13 protein-coding genes are annotated in these 20,542 nt (G+C 29.4%); 7 read left to right on the top strand and 6 right to left on the bottom strand.

Going from position 1 to position 20,542, the window contains the following annotated elements; translation table 11 throughout:
* Positions 1 to 43 precede the first annotated feature (43 nt).
* Both BEE63_RS05010 and BEE63_RS05005 read left to right on the top strand, forming a co-directional pair.
* Positions 44 to 736, top strand: coding sequence for a hypothetical protein (locus tag BEE63_RS05010; RefSeq protein WP_066020333.1), 693 nt, complete (start codon positions 44 to 46; stop codon positions 734 to 736).
* A 29-nt stretch (positions 737 to 765) separates the two neighbouring features.
* Positions 766 to 2,817, top strand: coding sequence for an MASE3 domain-containing sensor histidine kinase (locus BEE63_RS05005; RefSeq protein ID WP_066020332.1), 2,052 nt, complete (start codon positions 766 to 768; stop codon positions 2,815 to 2,817).
* A gap of 189 nt (positions 2,818 to 3,006) precedes the next feature.
* On the opposite strand, the gene BEE63_RS05000 is transcribed toward BEE63_RS05005, so the two are convergent.
* The 5 genes from BEE63_RS05000 to BEE63_RS04985 form a co-directional block, all read right to left on the bottom strand.
* On the bottom strand, positions 3,007 to 3,828 hold the full coding sequence (locus BEE63_RS05000) for a glycoside hydrolase family 1 protein (protein WP_100369869.1): 822 nt from the start codon (positions 3,826 to 3,828) through the stop codon (positions 3,007 to 3,009).
* Positions 3,825 to 3,968: a family 1 glycosylhydrolase gene (locus tag BEE63_RS22530; RefSeq protein ID WP_100369868.1), complete on the bottom strand. Its 144-nt coding sequence runs from the start codon at positions 3,966 to 3,968 to the stop codon at positions 3,825 to 3,827. Before BEE63_RS22530 ends, BEE63_RS05000 begins: the two co-directional genes overlap by 4 nt.
* Positions 3,969 to 3,988: 20 nt before the next feature.
* Positions 3,989 to 4,615: a YczE/YyaS/YitT family protein gene (locus BEE63_RS04995; RefSeq protein WP_066020331.1), complete on the bottom strand. Its 627-nt coding sequence runs from the start codon at positions 4,613 to 4,615 to the stop codon at positions 3,989 to 3,991.
* A 118-nt stretch (positions 4,616 to 4,733) separates the two neighbouring features.
* Positions 4,734 to 5,612, bottom strand: coding sequence for a MurR/RpiR family transcriptional regulator (locus BEE63_RS04990; RefSeq protein WP_066020330.1), 879 nt, complete (start codon positions 5,610 to 5,612; stop codon positions 4,734 to 4,736).
* Positions 5,613 to 6,436: 824 nt separating this feature from the next.
* Positions 6,437 to 8,692 (bottom strand): ATP-dependent Clp protease ATP-binding subunit, encoded by a 2,256-nt coding sequence (locus BEE63_RS04985; protein ID WP_066020329.1) that lies wholly within the window; start codon positions 8,690 to 8,692, stop codon positions 6,437 to 6,439.
* A gap of 147 nt (positions 8,693 to 8,839) precedes the next feature.
* On the opposite strand from BEE63_RS04985, the gene BEE63_RS04980 reads away from it, so the two are divergent.
* From BEE63_RS04980 to BEE63_RS04970, 3 genes are all read left to right on the top strand, one after another.
* Complete coding sequence (locus BEE63_RS04980; RefSeq protein ID WP_066020328.1) at positions 8,840 to 9,787, top strand: NAD(P)/FAD-dependent oxidoreductase; 948 nt, start codon at positions 8,840 to 8,842, stop codon at positions 9,785 to 9,787.
* 55 nt (positions 9,788 to 9,842) lie between these two features.
* Positions 9,843 to 11,009 carry an alanyl-tRNA editing protein gene (locus tag BEE63_RS04975; protein ID WP_066020327.1) on the top strand — a complete coding sequence of 389 codons (1,167 nt, stop codon included), beginning with the start codon at positions 9,843 to 9,845 and terminating at the stop codon, positions 11,007 to 11,009.
* Positions 11,010 to 11,521: 512 nt separating this feature from the next.
* Entirely contained in the window at positions 11,522 to 11,920 is a 399-nt protein-coding gene (locus tag BEE63_RS04970) for a secondary thiamine-phosphate synthase enzyme YjbQ (RefSeq protein WP_066020326.1), read from the top strand.
* Between the two features lie 853 nt (positions 11,921 to 12,773).
* On the opposite strand, the gene BEE63_RS04965 is transcribed toward BEE63_RS04970, so the two are convergent.
* Positions 12,774 to 13,535 (bottom strand): tRNA threonylcarbamoyladenosine dehydratase, encoded by a 762-nt coding sequence (locus tag BEE63_RS04965; protein ID WP_066020325.1) that lies wholly within the window; start codon positions 13,533 to 13,535, stop codon positions 12,774 to 12,776.
* A 420-nt stretch (positions 13,536 to 13,955) separates the two neighbouring features.
* Between BEE63_RS04965 and BEE63_RS04960 the strand changes: the two genes are divergently transcribed.
* Both BEE63_RS04960 and BEE63_RS04955 read left to right on the top strand, forming a co-directional pair.
* Positions 13,956 to 15,938 carry a methyl-accepting chemotaxis protein gene (locus tag BEE63_RS04960; RefSeq protein ID WP_242874695.1) on the top strand — a complete coding sequence of 661 codons (1,983 nt, stop codon included), beginning with the start codon at positions 13,956 to 13,958 and terminating at the stop codon, positions 15,936 to 15,938.
* Between the two features lie 537 nt (positions 15,939 to 16,475).
* Entirely contained in the window at positions 16,476 to 20,510 is a 4,035-nt protein-coding gene (locus BEE63_RS04955; protein WP_066020323.1) for a X2-like carbohydrate binding domain-containing protein, read from the top strand.
* Positions 20,511 to 20,542 lie beyond the last annotated feature (32 nt).

Here is a 20,542-nt window from a genome sequence, read left to right as displayed (position 1 = left end):
TTTTAATAAACCGCATAAATCGATATGAAAGGTGTGGGTTTGCATGGTTTCGGGAGCATATACGCGAAATGGTGGCGGTAAAATAGAAATTGCAAAAAGTAAAAAACATATTGTTTATAAATATGTATCACACAAAAAAATTTTTACTATAGCTTTAGTGATTCTTATTTTATTTGTAGTTGCAGTTGTTTTCTTAAATTTAACAACTTATAACTTTGTTAGTAAAAATGCAGTGTATATTGTAAAGATGAGTTTCGGTTTTACATTAATTGGAATACTATTTGGATGCTTTTTATCTATTATAGGAGCTGCATGGTATAGAAAAAAAGTAACTATGGTACAAAATGATGAAGATATAAAAAACTATTCTAGAATTATAAAAGCCGATATAGAGAGAACGAGCAGATTGTTTAGAAACAAAAGGTTTAATTTTATTAAAATAAGCAATATTACTATATTAAAAAATTGGATTGATGCTTTTAGCAGAATATCGTCTAAGTTAACTAAAAATGAGCTTCAAGAACTTTTTGATTATTATTGTCAAATGGATAAATTGATAGATTATGAAATAAGGATAAATAAGCATCTTGAAGTTATGCAGTGTTATGCTCTTAAAGATTATCCATACATGAAAGAGTATAATGAGTTAATAAAGGGGTTTAGTATAGAAGTAAATGCTTTATTTAAAATTGATATAACATCACTCAAGACAAAGCTTCAACTGTTGTGCAGCTGAAAGTGTATGTGCGGAAGGGAAACTTTAAAGTGTTTAAAAATTTAAAAAATGAAATAACAGATGTTAATTTTATTGTAAGTATGGCAATGATAATATGCCTGTTTGTTATAATGTTTGTATTTATTGGAAAAGTTGATTTTAGAGTCATGTATTTCTTTGTTGAAATAATTTTGGACATTATGATTCTTTTTATATTTGTAAGTTCTGTTTCTATATATAAGTACACTGAGAACACATTGATTTTAACTGTAGGTATTGTTTATCTATTCATAGGCGTTTTTAATTTTTGCTCATGTTTTTATGCTGCATATAATCAAAATAGTATAGATTATTTATATAAAATATCAGCTTCTGCATTATATTTTGAAAGTCTGTCTATATTATTTTTAAGTGCAGTAATAGATAAAAAAGTAAAAGTTAAATATTTTTCAATAAGTTGTTTTGCAATTACAGGTGCTGTTATTGCGTATTTATATACACAAAAGTATAATTTGCTGAATTTTTATATAGACCATTTAAATGGTAGTAGATTTTTTTATATTAATGAACTTATATTAATAAGTATATGTATTATTTCCATTTGGCTTTTTATACATAAAAAAGGTAAAATTAAAAATAGAATAGTTTATTATTTTATAATCAGTCTACTTTTTAAAATAATATCTATTTTAGTTTTAAATTTTGGTATTGTTAATAATTTGGTTTGGGTTACTAGTATGATTTTTAAAACTCTATCTATATATGTAATTCAAAATTTGGTTGTGAGCATGTCGATAATAAATCCTTATGAAAAATTATTTTATAAAATAAAAGTGACTAATAAGGAACTTAATGATAAAAATATTGAACTTGAAAAACTTAATGTGCAACTTTCAAATGAAAATAATATAAGAAAATCTGTAAGTAATGTTCTTTTGGAAAGTTCTCAAAGATATATGCAGATACTTCAAATGCTGCCGGATGCTATATTTATTCATGATAATGGTAAATGCACTTTTGTAAATAATATGGGTATAAAATTGCTTAAAATTAAAAACATAGATGATATTATAGGTAAGGATATAGTTGATTTTATACATAAGGATTATAGGGAGAGTGCAAAAGAAAGAATAGACATGGTAAATCGTACTGGAGAGGACTGTCAATTTAAAGAGGAAAAAATTATAAGTACATGCGGCGATGAGACTTACGTTGAAGCTGCCACTATGATGTTTTCCAAAAGTTCTAAATTAAGTATAAGTATAGTTAGAGATATAACGGAAAAGAAAAAGAATGAAGAGAGTAAAAGAATTGTTGAACATGCTCTTTATTATGATAAAATACGTAAAGAATTTTTTGCAAATCTATCTCATGAATTAAGAACTCCTTTAAATATAATTTGTTCTGCAATGCAGTTAATAAAAGTTAGTTTAGAGAATAATGATAGTGAAAAAGTAATGAACTATTTTAATATGATGAATCAAAATAGTTATAGACTTACTAAGATTATAAATAATTTAATTGATATAACTAAAATAGATGCAGGATATTTTTCAGTTGAATTTCATAATGAAAATATTGTAAGTGTTGTAGAAGATATAACTATGTCCGTAATTGAGTTTGTAAAAAGTAAAGGTGTAGATATTATATTTGATACAGATATAGAAGAAAAGATAACAGCAGTTGATAAAGATAGTATGGAAAGAATAATGCTTAATTTATTATCTAATGCTGTAAAATTCACACCAGCTGGTGGTAAGATAATTGTTAGCGTTAACGATAAAAAGGACAGTATTGAAATAAGAGTTAAGGATAATGGAATAGGAATCCCTGATAATATGCAGCAGGCTATATTTGAAAGATTTATACAGGTTAATAAAACATTCACAAGAGAGAAAGAGGGAAGCGGAATAGGACTTTCTATTGTTAAAGCACTTGTAGAAATGCATGGTGGTACCATTAGAATAGATAGTAAAATTAATGTTGGAAGTGAATTTATAATTGACCTTCCAATAAGGTTAGTTTCCAAGGACGGCAACAAATTAGGCGGGGATGACCTTAACAGAAAGCAAAAAATAAATATAGAATTATCGGATCTTTAATATCAATATATTATCGGTAATAAAATTTGCTCCAAAACCTACGTATGCTTAGTAAGTGCTGGAACAAATACCGCCATGTAAATAATCTCCAATTTAATATGCTTTAATAAGGCAATCAGATTGGAGATTTTAATATAATATTCATAAATAAAAGTCTGCTAATTTTAGTGATACTATAATTTGTTATATTTATAAATTTTGACCGTTACTTTCGATAACTTTCTTATACCAATAAAAGGACTTCTTTTTTTTGCGTTCCAACGTACCTTCTCCAGCATCATTTTTATCAACATAAATAAATCCATAACGTTTTCTCATCTCACCAGTACTTGCGGAAATAATATCAATAGCACTCCATGGAGTGTATCCAATAACATCTACACCATCTTCTTCAACATTATCAATTTCACCTATACCATTTTCAGCAACAAATAAAGGAATTTGATAACGGTCATATAAATCATTTAAAGTAATTCTTAAGCCAACTGGATCTATTTGCCATCCCCATTTTGTAGCCTTTAGAAATGGATTAATACCTCTCTTGAATACATTACCAGGTACTCGTTTAATTTTACTTATGCTTTCAACGCCTGAGAAATAATAGGAAAATGCCAAATAATCAACTTTACCTTTCATTAAAATTTCTTCATCATCTTTTTTCATAGGAATTGTTGCATTATGCTTTTTTATAAATGCATGACATGAATTTGTATAATAACCTTTAGTTTGAATATCTCCATAGAAAAAAATTGGTTCCATTTTTTGCTTTGCTTCAAAAATATCTTTTGGGTTACAGGTTGCTCCATAACATAATGCATATGATAGCATACATCCTATTTGAAAAGTAGGATTGATTTTTTTACCTTCAATAACTGCTAATGCACTTGCTAAACACATATGATGACTAGAGGTAATCATAGTTTGTCCTTTATTCTCGTCCTTATCATATTCAATACCACCACAAAGACATGGTGAAGGTCCTGATAATGCCATAATTTCATTAAATGTCATCCAATATTTAACTCTATTCTTATATCTTTTGAACCAGCAGTTAAGACGTCAGAAACACTAACGCCTTTACCATCAACATTAAAAGCACCCTCTAATTGATTTGCTGCAGTTGCGCCACCCCATAAAAAATTTTTCCTCATAGATCTATCTCCTCTAATTATTATTTATATAAATAATTTTCACAAAAATCGTTGAAGTATCCAATTAGTATACCCATGCATACAAGATTAATAATGGTTCCTTCACGAATTGTGTTTGTATTTTTGCCTAGTAGAAACATTGCAATAACTGCAATAGCTACAAATACAATATCAGATCCTATTCTATAAAATTTAAAACTTTTACTAGTTTTTTTGGATAATACCAAGCATAATGATTCACACGGTGCTGCAACAATACGAGCACTTGTTACTAAAGAAATACCAAATGCATTAATTATTAATCCAGCCGCAAAAATAATTAACTCTATAAAATAATTATCAACAACTAAATTAGCTGTTAAAAAAAAATCATACATAAAGAAATTTAATACAACACCACAAATAATTCCCGGAATCATTTGTAATAACTGCAATTTTTTAAATGATTTATTTAGTATGATAATTTGTATAATCATTAAACAAGTATTCCCAATAATGCTAATATATCCTATTCTTAAACCTGTTAACAAAGATAAATTATATGTCATTGCATTAAATGTTGATTGTCCTAACATCATCTTTACCATCAAGGTGTTACCTAAACTTGAAATGACCATTCCACCAAAATACCATATATACTTTTTCATATATCTCACCTCAATGGTAGTTTATTACTTTATAATAATGGCGTAAATAAAACTAAAAAAAAAGCAACAATGTTGCTTTTTTTTTCTTCTAAATTTGTATTTTAATGAAACAGTACTGTCATAATATATTTTTTTGACTATACTTTTGTCTCTGCAATTCATATCTTTTCTCTAATTCTATCTTATATTCTAAATTTTTTTGATAATTTTCATTAAAACAGCATGAATATAAAATATCTAAAATGAGTCCTGTGCTTATCAAAGAAGAATAGTTACAAATATTATAGATAATTTTTTCTCTTGTACTAACATTTAAAACACAATCAGCAATCTTACTTAGCCTATTATTTCCTAAAGATGTAATTGCAATTGTAGGTACACCTTGCCGCTTTAATGTTTGTGCCACTCGTACAATTCTTGTAACTTCGCCGCTATAAGATAATAAAATATAACAATCTTTTTTTTGTGAACTTACACTGCGAATATATTGCATATCTAAACTTTCATATAGTACAACGGTTTTAGTAATTCTAAGCATTCGCTCTTGAAAAATTTTTGCTAAATTAATAGAAGATCCTGACGAAAAAATATATATATTATCTGCTTTTAAAATCATTTGAGTTGCCTTGCTTAAGTTTTCTATACTTAAACACTCCAATGTATCTTTTGCTATTTCTTGGTAAAGAAGGCTTAAATTATTTGCAATTTTATATTTATTATCTTTTTCGGTAAAGGGTATATTTTTATTTATATTTTCTTGAATAGAAGTTAGATACCTTAATTCATGAATATATGTTTTCTTGAAATCTTCAAAACCTTTACATCCAAATTTTTTACACAATCTAACAACGGTAGAAGCGGAAGTAAGTGTTTCATTTGCGATTTTTCTTGCTGAAAGCGAATTAATTTCTACTCCCATTTTCTGAATGTATTCTATAATAATTTGTTCATTTGAAGAAAACTTTTCTATTTGTTCCATCTGTTCATTTATTAACATTATTATCACCTACCAATATATTATTGTATCAATAAAACAATTCAACAAGAAAAGATAAACAATAACAATACTATGCATATAATCAAAAGGTATGTTATTTAAATCATTTTCAGTTAGTTTAAATAATGTATTTAACTTATTCTAATAATTTTAATATATAAGTATTTTTTACACAATACTTTTTAATTCTTTAGGCAAGGCATGTGTCAATCATAATTGTTATTACAGATGGATAGTACTTTCATGTTTTACTCCAAAGGGAATTACTATTGATGAAGTAACAATTGAAAAAAACTCTAATAAATCTTGGCAAAAAAATCATAAAATATTTAGATAGTATTATAATACATAAGTTTTGTACAAAACCATCACGTGTTGACGAGAAAAGCAATGTCAGCATCTTTTAAACTAATTATGGTCAAAGCACATTGTCTACGCCCAAAATTCCGTAGGCACGGAGGAATTTTTACCTTGTTTTACCCCAAAAGAGAATTAACATTGATGAAGTAACAATTTAAAAAAATTCTAATAAATCTTGATAAAAAAATAATAAATTCTTAGATATTTCAATTTGTTTGAACGTTATCATATGCGAGGTTTGGGCTTTGCACATTATCCTTCTTAACCTAATACAAGCACTCTCTATATTATGAGAGTGCCTGTTTAAATCATCATTAATATTGGAAAATAAAAGTTATTAATCGTAAATATTAAAATTGCCTATATTTTATAAAGAAGGATAATGGGTCTACGACCCAAACCCCATTTATGATAAGATTTATAGAATTTTTTTAATGTTACGAATCAATGTTAATTCTCTTTCTTTAGTTAAATTCTATTTTGTTATCTTTAACAGATATTTTAACGTTACTTCCTTTTTTGTATATTCCCTTTATATAGAATTCAGCAAGTTCATCTTCTATATATTTTTGTATTGTACGTCTTAATGGACGGGCACCATATTTTTTATTATAGCCCTTTTCCAATATGAAGTTTTTGACATCATCAGTTATTTCTATGTTGATATTTTTCTCTTTACCTTCATTTATTATTTCTTTAAGCATTAGATCTGTTATCTTTAATAATTCTTCTTTATTCAATTCCGTGAATATGATAGTTTCGTCTATTCTATTAAGAAATTCTGGTCTAAAAGTTTCACGAAGTACATCTTTAATTTTACCAGAAAGTGAGGAATAGTTGTCACGTGTAAAACCTATTCCGCTGGATTTTAAATTAGTTCCAGCATTTGAGGTCATAATTATTATGGTATTTTCAAAATTAACAGTTCTTCCCTGACTATCTGTAAGCCTGCCATCTTCAAGTATTTGAAGTAATATATTGAAGACATCAGGATGTGCTTTTTCAATTTCATCAAGCAATATAACTGAGTAAGGATTTCTTCTGACCTTTTCAGTTAATTGACCACCATTATCGTAACCTACATATCCTGGAGGAGCTCCTATTAATTTAGATACTGTATGCTTTTCCATGTATTCAGACATATCTATTCTTATGAGTGCCTTTTCATTTTGAAATAATTCTGAAGCTAATGTTTTAACGAGTTCAGTTTTACCAACACCAGTAGGACCAACAAATATAAATGAAGAAGGTTTCTTTAATTTTTTAAAACCAGATCTATTTCGTCTGATGGTTCTAGCTATACTCGATACAGCTTCATTTTGACCTATAATTCTCTTATGAAGTCTTTCTTCAAGATTAAGTAGCTTTTCTGCTTCCATTTCTGTTATCCTTTGTACAGGAATCTTGGTCCATGATTCTACAACAGAAGCTACATCATCTAAAGTTAGTACAACGTTATTACAATCTTTATTAAAAGTATCTATTTTAGTTTGTATTTTACATTCGTCAACTTTATATTCAGCAGCTTTTTCAAAATCATTTGCTTCTGCACATGTGCTTATTTTATCTTGCACATCTGTAAGTTCTTTTTTCAGTGCTTCTAATTCTACAAGACCTTTGTTCTTTAAGTTTGCTCTGGAACCAGCTTCATCTATTACGTCAATTGCTTTATCAGGGAAAAATCTATCAGATATATATCTACCTGATAATTTTACAGCACTCTCGATTATATCATTTGGAATAATTATTTTATGATAATTTTCATAATAAGGTTTAATTCCTTTTATGATTTCAACTGTTTCCTCCATAGTAGGTTCCTCTACCATGATTGGTTGAAAACGTCTCTCAAGGGCGGAGTCTTTTTCGATATATTTTCTATATTCGTCTATAGTTGTTGCACCTATAATTTGAAGCTCACCTTTAGCAAGAGCTGGTTTTAAAATGTTTGCTGCACTTAATGAACCACTTTCTGCATTTCCAGCTCCCATTATATTATGAATTTCATCGATGATTAAAATTATATTTTTATAATGATATACTTCATCAATAATGCCTTTCATTCGAGCTTCAAATTGTCCTCTAAATTGAGTACCTGCTACTATGGAATTCAGTTCAAGCATATATACTTCGGTATTCAGAAATCTTGCAGGTACGTTTTTTTGTGCTATTCTTAAAGCAAAACCTTCAGCTATAGCTGTTTTACCAACACCAGCTTCTCCTATTAATATAGGATTATTTTTTGTCCTTCGGTTTAAAATTTGAATTAATCTGTCAATTTCTCTTTCTCTACCTACTATGGTATCAATTTCACCATTTTTAGCCTTTAAAGTTAAATTTATTCCATACGAATCTAGATATTTTTTCTTTTTGATTTTTTTATTGCTATTACTCGTTTGTGTGCTGATATTTTCAGAAGTTTTATCTTGATACTGCTGTGAATCATTAAGGCTATTATTCAGAAAATTTAATAAACCTCCAGCACCATTTTCATCTGATATTTTATTTAAATCAACGCCATTAAGCATTTCATTCATTTGATTATTTAAGTTTTGAAAATCCTCTTCCTTCATATCTTTAGGATCAATCATTTGAGTTAAGGGAGAGATTCCTAATTTTTTTGCACAAGGCAGGCATAAACCTACTAATTCCTGCTTACCATTTACTTCTTTGTTTGTGAAAATAACTGCTACATTTTTTTTACATACAGAACAAGTAACCATAAGTATCATCATCTCCATGTTTCAAGTTTGCGTTTAATTATATTATATCAAAGAAAAAAGAAATTCACAGATTAATTTATTTAAAAAAAAGCACAATATAGTTTATAATATAAATGTTAGATATTATTCCAATTGGAGGAGTTAATAATGGAAAAACATGATTTAGTTGTTATAGGCGGAGGAGTGTCAGGACTTGCAGCAGCTATTTCTGCAAAAAAATCTGGAATAGAGGATATAGTTTTAATTGAGCTTGAAGATGAACTTGGAGGAATTTTAAATCAATGCATTCATAATGGTTTTGGTAAAGAAATTTTTAAAGAAGAACTTACAGGTACAGAATATGTACAAAAGTTTATAGATGAATTCTTAGAATTAAATATAACATATAAATTAAATACTATGGTAACTAGCATAAGTAATGATAAAGTAGTAAATGCTGTAAATGAAAAAGACGGTATAATTGAAATAAAGGCTAAAAGTATAATTTGGGCTGCAGGAGCCTTAGATAAAATGAAAAAGAATATAAGATTTTTATCAAATGGTTTGAGCGGTATTTATTCGGCAGTTATGGTGCAGAAACTCATAAATGTAGATGGTTATATGCCCGGTAAGAGTATGATAATATTAGGTGCAAATAAAATTGGAGTTTTACTTGCTAAAAGGATATTTTTGGAGGGAGGAAAAGTAAAAGCTGTAATAGATAATGAACTTGACCTTGAAAAGCGAGATGAAACTATAGAATCATTGGCTGAAGTTAATATACCTTTTTTATATGATTATAAAGTTGTACGATTAAAGGGAAAAGATAGGCTAGAAGGAGTATACATTTTAGCTAGGGGAGAAGAAAAATTTATTTCTTGTGATACACTTATTCTTGCTTCAAAGTTATTACCCAATGATAAACTTATTAAGAAAGCTAATATTAAAAAAGCGGATTCTGTTGGTAACATTCATAAAGTTAGCACTAATGTCCCTGGAATTTTTATAGTTGGTAATTCATCGTACATACATGAATTTAATTCTCAGGATATAGTTTTAGAGAGCTATGAAATAGGAGAGATTTCTGCAGAATATGTTAATATGAATGAGGAATAGTTTGATATTTGCCTTTTTATGGATTATACTTATTTTGTGAAATGGAGATGATATTATGACAAATAAATTATTTTATGATGATCCGTATATATGCGAGTCAGAAGGAAAAATAGTTGATATAAAGGAAAAAGATAATAAATATGAGGTAGTTTTGGATAAAACTTCTTTCTATCCAGAAGGAGGAGGACAGCCTTGTGATTTAGGCACTATAAATGGTATACCTGTTGAATATGTATATGAAAAAGATGATACTATTTATCATGTTATGAGTGTGAAACCTGAAGGAGATACTGCAAAGTGTAAGGTGGATTTTAATAGGAGACTGGATAACATACAGCAGCACACAGGTGAGCATTTGCTGTCGGCTGCTTTCTTTAAATTATATGGAGGCGTAAACTGTGGCTTTCATATGGGGGATGACTACATAACTGTCGACATAGATATGGAGAATGTAACACCTCTTATGGTTAAAAAAATTGAAGATGAGGCAAATTCATATGTATATGCGAATGTACCAACAAAGACTTATTTTATGAGTAAATCTGAAGCAGAAAAATTGCCACTTAGAAAGGCAATAAAGGCAGAAGGAAGAATTAGAATAGTTCAGCTTGGTGATGTGGATTACAGTGCTTGCTGTGGAACTCATGTTAATAGGACTGGTGAAGTTGGCATTATAAAAGTACTTAAAACTGAAAAATATAAAGGTATGACACGAGTATACTTTAAGTGCGGAAAGAGAGCTTTTGATCAATGTGCTAAAGAACATGAGATTGTATTAGAACTTCAAAAAAGTCTTTCAATAGATGAAGATAACATTTTAAATAAGGTTGAATCTAACAAAGATGAAATTACATCTTTAAAGAAAAAAGTATCTGATTATAAGAAGACAGAAGCTAAAGGAGAGGCTAAAAAGCTTACCCAAAATGCAAGTAATGGTGTTATATCAGCACATTATGATGATGGCGATTTTAGCTTTATTGAGGCAATATATGATGATATTAAAGATGAGAAGTTTGTTGCTATTTTAACTTCTGGTATAGATAATAGAATTTTATTTGCTCAGAATGGCAGTGATTCTATTGAATGTGGAAAGATATTTAAGCAGAATATAAAAGAATATAATGGACGTGGCGGCGGAAATGCCAAGAGAGCTCAGGCAGCATTTAAGAATAAAGATGATTTAAGTAAATTTGCTGAGTTTTTAAGAAATGAAGCAAAGTAATAATATTTTGAAACATTAAATAAAAATCATAAGTCTAAGTTCCAAATTATAAAAATACTAAGAAATTTTAATAACTCGCTGAAAAAAAGCTCAAACAAATTAAAATTTCTAAGTCTTTTTATAATTTGGAACAAGACTTATTGAATTTTATTTAAATCGTTTCCAAAATATTATTACTTTGCTTAGAAGGTAGATGCAAGGAGGATTTTCTTCCGCTCCGCTGCGGAAAATCGGAATTAAAAGTTTATATAGGGCTAAACCTTTAATAGCTCATATATGATAAGAGTGCTTTTATATGGTTAAGAAGGATAATTATCATTCTTGGGGTTTGGGTGAAATCCCATTATCCTTCTTTACAAGATATAATATATCTTTATATTTACAGTAATATATTAACTATTATCGGTAATACAATATGACCCAAACCCCAGTTAGGATAAGATTTATAGAATTTTTTTAATGTTACAGATTAATGTTAATTCGCAAACTATAACATGCAAGGGGTGATTTAGGTGAAAAATTTGTTTGAATTTTCAGTAAAAACGCATAAGGATGAAGAGTTTATAGATATAACAAGTTTAGCTCAAGAGGCTGTGGATGAAAGTGGGATTTTTAATGGTGTGGCTATTGTGTTTTGTCCACATACTACCGCTGGAATTACTATAAACGAAAATGCAGATCCAGATGTTGTACGTGATATTTTAGTTAATTTAGATAAAGCTTTTCCAAAAAAAGGTGACTATAAACATATTGAAGGCAATTCACATGCACATATTAAATCTTCACTTATGGGAACTAGTAAAGAAATTATTATTGAAAATGGAAGGTTGAAACTTGGAACCTGGCAGGGGATATACTTTACCGAGTTTGACGGACCGAGAAATAGAAAATTATTTGTTAAAATAATATAGAATTAAAGGGAAGTAACAGTGCTTTGGAACATTAAAAAAATTGTATAAATCTTATTATAGGTGGGGTTTGGGTCAAGGACCCATTATCCTTCTTTATAAAATACAGGCTATCTTAATGTTTACGGCTAACAACTTAGCTTAAAATCCTAAAAGTTTCAATAACTCGCATATGGTATGAGTGCTCTTATATGATTAAGAAGGATAATGGGCTTCGCCCAAACCTCGTGTATGATAACATTCATTAGAATTTTTAAAATTGTTCCTTCAGCACTGTTACTTCCCTTTATGGGTAAAGCAAGGAAGAAATTTCTCCGTGTCTACGGAATTTTGGGCGTAGATTGGGTTGAACTTTATTATAAGTACTTTTTAACATATAAAAGGCTTGAGCCAAGCATATTATCCTTATTTATAAAGTATAGGCTACTTTAATATTTAATATCAATATTGAAGATTATCTAAACAGGTACTCTCATAATATAGAAAGTTCCTGTTTAAAGTAAAGAAGGATAATAAATAAAGTGTTAAGCCATGCGTAATTTAAAGAATGCTTGTATTAGGTTAAGAAGGATAATGGGCTAAAGCCCAAACCTCGTGCATGATAATACTGTTTTTATTCATTATTTAGTATTTTTCGTAGTGGAGCGGAGAAAAAGTTACCATGCATTTATTCTGTATGAGAAGTAACAATATTTTGGGAACGATTTAAATAAAATTGTATAAATCTTAGGGTGATATTTTGAAAAGACTTAGAAATTTCAATTTGTCTGAACGTTAGTGAGTTATTGAAATTTCTTAGGATTTTTAAAATATCACCCTTAGATTTATTAATTTTATTTAATGTTCCAAAATATTGTTACTTCTCATCGTTCATTAGAGATTTAATAACTTCTCCTCCAATAATCATTCCGGCAACGGGAGGAACAAAGGATATACTTGCAGGTATCTGCCTTTTTTTAGTGCATTTTCTAGAACCATTAGCACATACACAGCCTTCCTTGCAAGTTATAACTTCATCTGCTTTTGGTTTCATAGGAATTTCTTTTGAATATAGAACTTTAAGAGATTTAACACCTCTTTTTCTAAGTTCATGTCTCATAACTTTTGCAAGAGGGCAAATCGATGTCTTATATATATCTGTAATTTCAAATTTAGTTGGATCCAACTTGTTTCCGGTACCCATACAGCTTATCAGGTTTATACCGCTTTTTTCGCACCATACCGCGAGGGCTATTTTAGTTGATACTGTATCAATAGCATCAATAACGTAGTCTATATCAGAAGGTATTAAATCTTTAAGGTTATCTTCTGTTACAAAAGTTCTGTGAGTTTGAACATCACATTTAGGATTTATATCAAGTATTCTTTCTTTCATTACATCTACTTTGGGTTTAGATATGGTTTTAAAGGTTGCTTCAATTTGCCTATTTATATTTGTGAGGCATACAGTGTCATCATCTATTAGAATGATTTTACCTATGCCGGATCTCGCAAGTGCTTCTACAGAATAACTTCCAACCCCACCTACACCGAATATAACTACTTTACTATTTTTTAATTTTTCTAATTTTTCTTTTCCAATTAATAGTTCAGTTCTCGAGAGAAAATGTTGACGCATTTATATAATCTGCAATTTTATTTGAATTACAGACTTTTCACCACCTTTAAATTTAATTTATATATTATATTGATTTGGATTAAGTGTTTTATTATATGTATACGTGGCATTTTGAAAATTAAAGCTACGTATATGTTTTAATAAAGCTTAACTATTTAAAATCTATAGAACATATTAATTTTAACATTTTTTTATTTTATAGCAATATTATATTCATAAAACAGTACTAATTATTAAAAATTTTAATAATTGTGTAGAAATAAATACAAATATTAAGAATTTAGTATATGAAAACATTTAACACACTCATAATCCTAAATTACAAAAAATAATCTATTTTGTCAAATAAAATAAACTTGTGATATATTGTATACAAGGATTTTTATGTAATATAAATTTTACAGAAAAAAGGTGGATAATGTGAACAGAAGTATTAAAAATAAGCTCATAATAAGTATTAGTTCAGTATGTATGATTCCTTTTATAGTGTTTGGTGTTATTATGTACAGGAATGTTTATGATGTTTTAATGAACAAGCTAAGTAGAGATTCTAAACAGAATTTGATAGAAGTGAATAGGGGTATAGATAATTATTTTAAGACTATGGAAAATAATATAGATATTCTTAGTGGAAACTATGATGTGCAGAATGTAAATTCTAATCCACAGTTTGAGACATATGTGTTATCAGCTTTGCAGGATATAAAGGAAAACAATAAAGATGCTATAAATGTATATTTTGCGAATACTTCAAAAAAGCTTTATATGTATCCTGAAGTTAAGCTTCCAGATGGTTTTGATCCGACAAGTAGGGATTGGTATAAAAATGCAGTTCAAAATACAGGAAAGGACGTATTTAGCAATGTATACACAGATGCAGCTACTAAGAAAAATATAATATCTGTATCTAAAGCTGTATATAAAGATGGCAATTTAGTTGGTGTAGTTTGTATGGATGTTGATTTAACTAAGCTAAGTGAAAGTATGAGCAGTATTAAAATTGGACAGGAAGGATATGTATATGTAACTGATAGAGAAGGAACTATGATTATACATCCTGACAAGTCACAAAGAGGAAAGAAAAATGTAACTAAATTATCAATTTGGAATAATATAAAGAATAATAAAACAGGATTTATTCAATATAAAACTGGTAATCAGAAACGTTATGCGGCATTTTTATTAAATGATAATTTGGGGTGGAAGATAGTAGGCTCAATGAACGAAAATGAACTCTCAAGAGACACATCTTCAATATTAAAAATGACATTACTATTAATATTTATTATTATCATACTATCAGTTATCGCGGCAATATTAATAAGTAAAACTTTTTCTAAGCATATAAATAAAATAGTTGATGTTACTAAACTTGGAGCTGATGGTGATTTATCAGGGAAGGTTGAAATTAATACTAAGGATGAATTTGGTAGACTAGCTAAATATTTTAATGAAATGATAGAAAATATACATAGCCTATTAAGTAATGTAAAGAACTCTTCAAATAATGTTATGAATTCATCTAAGACTATATTAAAAATGTCTGGTGAAACCAACAAAGCTGTAGAGGAAGTAGCTGAGACAATTGATGGGATAGCACAGGTAGCCTATTCACAGGCAGAGGATATATCAAATGGAGTTAATGAGTTTAATAAATTAGGTGATAAAATTACATCAATTAAATCCATGACAGATAAAATAAATGAACTATCCCAAAATGCTAATGACTTAAGTAAAAGTGGACTTAATATGATGGATGTTTTAATTGAGAAAACAAAACTTTCAAATGATTCTTCGAAGGAAGTATCAAAGGCTGTAAATGATATGATTGAGTCCTCAAATACTATAGGAACTATTACGGATACTATAAATGGAATTGCAGAGCAAACAAATCTTTTGGCATTAAATGCAGCAGTTGAAGCAGCTAGAGCTGGGGAAGCTGGAAAGGGATTTTCTGTAGTAGCAGAAGAAGTTGGAAAGCTTGCAGAGGAATCAACTGAAGCAACCAAAGAAGTTAAAAGGCTTATTGAAGATATAAAATGTAAAAATAGTATGGTAGTTAATTCAATTGATACTTCTTTAAAATTTTCTAATGAACAAACTGTGTCTGTAACTCAAACTAAAGATATATTTAATAGGATTTTAAAGGCACTAGATAATTTAGTTAGTGATATAAGAAATATAGAAGTTTCTATAAATGATACTTACCATAGCAAAAATTTTATATTGGAAAAATTGGAAAGTATATCTTCTTCATCCGAGGAATCGGCTGCAAGTTCTGAGGAGGTATCTGCAGCGGCAGAAGAAGTATCTGCTAGTATGAATGAATTTAATAAGATGTCACAAGATTTAGAAAAAGTTGCAGCAGAGCTTGAAAAGGAAATAAATAAATTTATTTTATAACATTACAAAAAAATGTAAATAAGCAAGATATCGAAGTTGAAAATTGAATTTTTTAAAAAAGATAATTTTATAATTATTATTTAAAGCAGTTAGCAATTATACGTATATGTAAATTAAATCATCTACGTTAAAGCTAACTGCTTTAATTTTTTTGTTCATAAAATTGAAAAATATTATGATATAAGGCTAATTTAATGCAATTTTAAGCTCAACAAAAGAAAATCAAAGTAAAACAAAGAAATTACAAGTATTAATAATATTGAGATAATTCTTAATGGGAATGAGTTTATTTCAACAAATGGTAAAATTATATTAAGTTTGAAGTTTATATATTAATTAACTATAATTTAAAATGTAAACAAAATATAAACTATCGTAAAACGTAAAATTTACTGAAAACGAAATTCACTTTTATGGAGAACTAAATTATTAATTCAAAAGGGGGATGAATGGGTTTATAAGTAAAAGGCTTTGTTTATGTTACTTGACAATAGAATCTTATCGTAAATTTATAATAAAAATTGGAGGTTTTGAAAAGTGAAAAAAAGGAATATGGCTATTTTAGGAATGTTTATGATGATGGCATCCCTAGGTATTTCAAAGAATCATGTCTTTGCGGCTACTAATGTTACTTCTAACACATCTGGAATTGAAGTTCAATCGTTTAATACACCAACAAGTACAAGCACCAATAGTATAAAAGCTAACATTAAAGTCATTAACAATACAGGAGCAGATGTAGATTTATCGACTTTAAAGTTAAGATATTACTTTACTGAAGAAGGTACTGAAGCTGAAAGCTTCTGGTGCGATTATTCTGGATTAATGGGTGGTGCTACTGGATATCATAATGTAGATACAAGTAAGGTAAGTGGTAATTTCGTAAAATTAGATGCAGCTCAATCAACAGATAAAGCTAATCAATATGTTGAAATAAGTTTTGGTAGTGGTTCAGGAACACTTGAAAAGGGAGCATATCTTATGGTTCAGATGAGATTTGCAAAATCTGACTGGACTAGCTATGATCAATCAAATGATTATTCATTTAATCCTTCAGCAACGGATTATGCAGATGCTAATAACGTAACTGGGTATGTTAATGGTAAGCAAGAATGGGGACAAGAACCAAATCCAGCACCTACTATAAGTCCTGAATCAGGTACTTATAAACAAGCTGATCCATCTGAAGTATCAACTACTATGTCTTTATGCGGCGGCAAACTTAACAGTATTACTAATGGTACTACAACTTTACAAGAGGGTGCTGACAAGGATTATACTGTAGCAGATAATAAAGTGACATTTACTCAAAAGTATCTTAGTAGTCTACCAGCTACAGATGCAGCAGGTACAAATTATAATATTACATTTAATTTTACTGATGCAAAAGGTAATAATACAGCTGCAACTTTTAAACTTACTGTAATACCTGCACCAAATCCTATAGTTACACCTACTGAAATGAACTTCAGTAAGGATAATCCTACAGATCAAACTACAGCTATGACTTTAAATGGCGGTAAGTTTGTTGATGTAAAAGATTCAAATGGTAACATACTTGAACAAGGAAAAGATTATACTTTATCAGACAATAACATAGTATTCAGCAAGGATTATCTTTCAACCCTTAAAGATGGAACATATACTTTTACAATAGATTTTACTAAAGCAAATGGTGAAGCTTATTCTGCTACTGTAACAATTAAAGTTACTTCTATGCAGGCAAGCGTAAAAGTTGATAATGCTACAGAAAAAGCTGGCGATCCAGTTACAGTTCCAGTAAAAGTATCAACAAAGACAAGCATTGAAGGTATATCTGCCATTATAAATTATGATAATACTAAGTTTACTTTAAAGGATGTAAAACCAGGTGATTTAGTTAAAGATCCTGATGTAAACTTTATGTGGAAAGATGATAATGGAGTAATATCAATAACATACTATGATGACACAATGGGAACTGAGCAGATAACAACTGATGGAATTTTAGCATATTTAGACTTTGTAATAAAACAAAATGCTGCAGCAGGAAAAAGTCCATTAACAATGGATACAGTTAAATCAGCTGTTTCAGATTTAGATGGAAATAAAATAAATAGTGCATTTGTAGACGGCAGTATAACTGTAATAGGAGTACCATATATTACTCCAGATACTGCAGTTTTCTACACAAATAGTGGATCTCAAGCAGATGTGAAAACTGTTGCAACATTTGCAGGTAATACACTTGTAGATGTAAAGGATAAAGATGGTAAAGCACTTACATTAGGTACAGATTATACGGTAGCATCAGATGGAACTATAACAATAAGTAAAAATTATCTTGCAGCTTTAGTAAAAGCAAATCCCGATGCAGCTAAATTTGCATTTACAATTGACTTTAGTGATGGTACTGCATGTACATTTACTGTAAATATAGCTCAAATAGTTGATATGGAAGTTGCAAATGTTAAAGGCACTACTGGTGATTCAGTAGAAGTTCCAGTAAGCATAGAGGGTGTAAAGGGTAACTCTATTGAAGGAGTAAGTGCTTATATAAAATATGACAATACTAAATTTACTTTAACTGGGGTAAAAACAGGAGCACTAGTTAAAGACCCTGATGTAAACTTCATGTGGAAAGATGATAATGGAGTAATACAAATAACATATTATGATGACACAATGGGAACTGAGCAAATAACAGCTGATGGAATTCTAGCATATTTAGAATTTGCTATAAAACAAGATGCAGCAGAAGGAAAGTATGATCTTGCATTTGATCCTAAAGGTTCTGCAATAGGAAGTTTAGATGGTACAAATATTGATCATGTACTTAGTGACGGAAGTATAACTGTTCAGAAGGTACCAGTTCCAGTTATTAATCCTGAAGAAGTAGATGTTCAGCCAGCTTCAAGCACTCAAGGTGACGTACCAGTTAATATGACTTTAAATGGTTATACATTTAAGGATATAAAGGATCAAGATGGTAATTTACTTAAAGCAGGAACAGACTATACATTATCAGCAGACGGAACAACTGCAACAATAAATAAATCCTATTTTGCAGGCTTAGCTAATGGAACATATACATTTACATTTGAATTTAGTGGTGAAAAAGGTGTTAAGACAGCAACATTAACTGTTAAGGTATCTCGCAGCGTTGATATGGAAGTTGCAAATGTTACAGGAGCTACTGGTGATTCAGTAGAAGTTCCAGTAAGCATAGAGAGTGTAAAGGGTAATTCTATTGAAGGAGTAAGTGCTTATATAAAATACGACAACACTAAATTCACTTTAACTGGAGTAAAGACAGGAGCATTAGTTAAAGATCCTGATGTAAACTTTATGTGGAAAGACAATAATGGAGTAGTAGAAATAACATATTATGATGACTCAATGGGAACTGAGCAGATAACAACTGATGGAATTCTAGCATATTTGGAATTTGCTATAAAACAAGATACAGAAGAAGGAAAGTATGCTCTTGAGTTTGATCCTAAAGGTTCTACAGTAGGAAGCCTAGACGGAACAGCTATTGATCATGTACTTACTGATGGAAGTATAACTGTTAAAGGAGTAGCACCAGTAAAAGAAAATTCTACATTAAATGAAACTAGTGGAACATTTGATAATAATGCACCAAAAGCTGTAAGTGTAGATATAACTTTAAATGGCAATACACTTAAGGACATAAAACTTGGAGGTGCAGTAGTTGATCCATCAAATTATACTGTATCAGCAGATGGAAGCGAGGTAACATTTAGTGAGGCTTATCTTGCAACTTTACCAGCAGGAACAAATGTCTTCACATTTGATTTTAGTGCAGGAAAATCAGCAGATTATACTCTTACTGTTGCAGCGAAAGATGTACCAGTAGTAAAGGATTCTACGTTAAAAGAAACTAGTGGAACATTTGATAATAATACTCCAGCAGATGTAACTGTAGATATGAACTTAAATGGTAATACACTTAAGGATATAAAACTTGGAGGTGCAGTAGTTGATCCATCAAATTACACAGTATCAGCAGATGGAACAGAAGTAACATTTAGTAAGGCTTATCTTGCAACTTTGCCAGCAGGAGCAAATGTTTTCACATTTGATTTTAGCGCAGGAAAGTCAGCAGATTATACTCTTACTGTTAAGCCAATATCATCACCAGTTGCAACAAAAGCAACAGTAAGCGCAGGAACTTATACTGTTAAAGCTGGAGATACAATAACAATTCCTTTAACTATAAAAGTAGTAGAGGGTAAAGATATTGAAGGAATAACTGCCTGCTTAGATTATGATGCTAGTAAATTTGATGTAGCTTCAATTACACCAGGAGAATTAGTTACAAATCCTAATACAGATTTCTTGGTTAAAAATGTAAACGGCGAAATACAAATAACATTCTTTGATGATTCAATGGGATCAAGACTTATAAATAAAGATGGTGTTTTTGCCAATATAAAACTTACTGCAAAGAGTGATGCAGCAGCAGGTGAATCAAAACTTACATTTAACCAAAAAGTTTCTTCTGTAGGAGATGTAGATGGTGAATCTATAGATCATGAATTTGATGACGGAAGTGTAACTATAGAATAATAAAAAGTTAAATATATACTGCTGCTAAAGGC

The organism is Clostridium pasteurianum, from assembly GCF_001705235.1.
Taxonomy (GTDB): domain Bacteria; phylum Bacillota; class Clostridia; order Clostridiales; family Clostridiaceae; genus Clostridium_S; species Clostridium_S pasteurianum_A.
The sequence above is the reverse complement of the archived record's forward strand: the minus strand, read 5'-3'. Positions and strand labels throughout refer to the sequence as shown.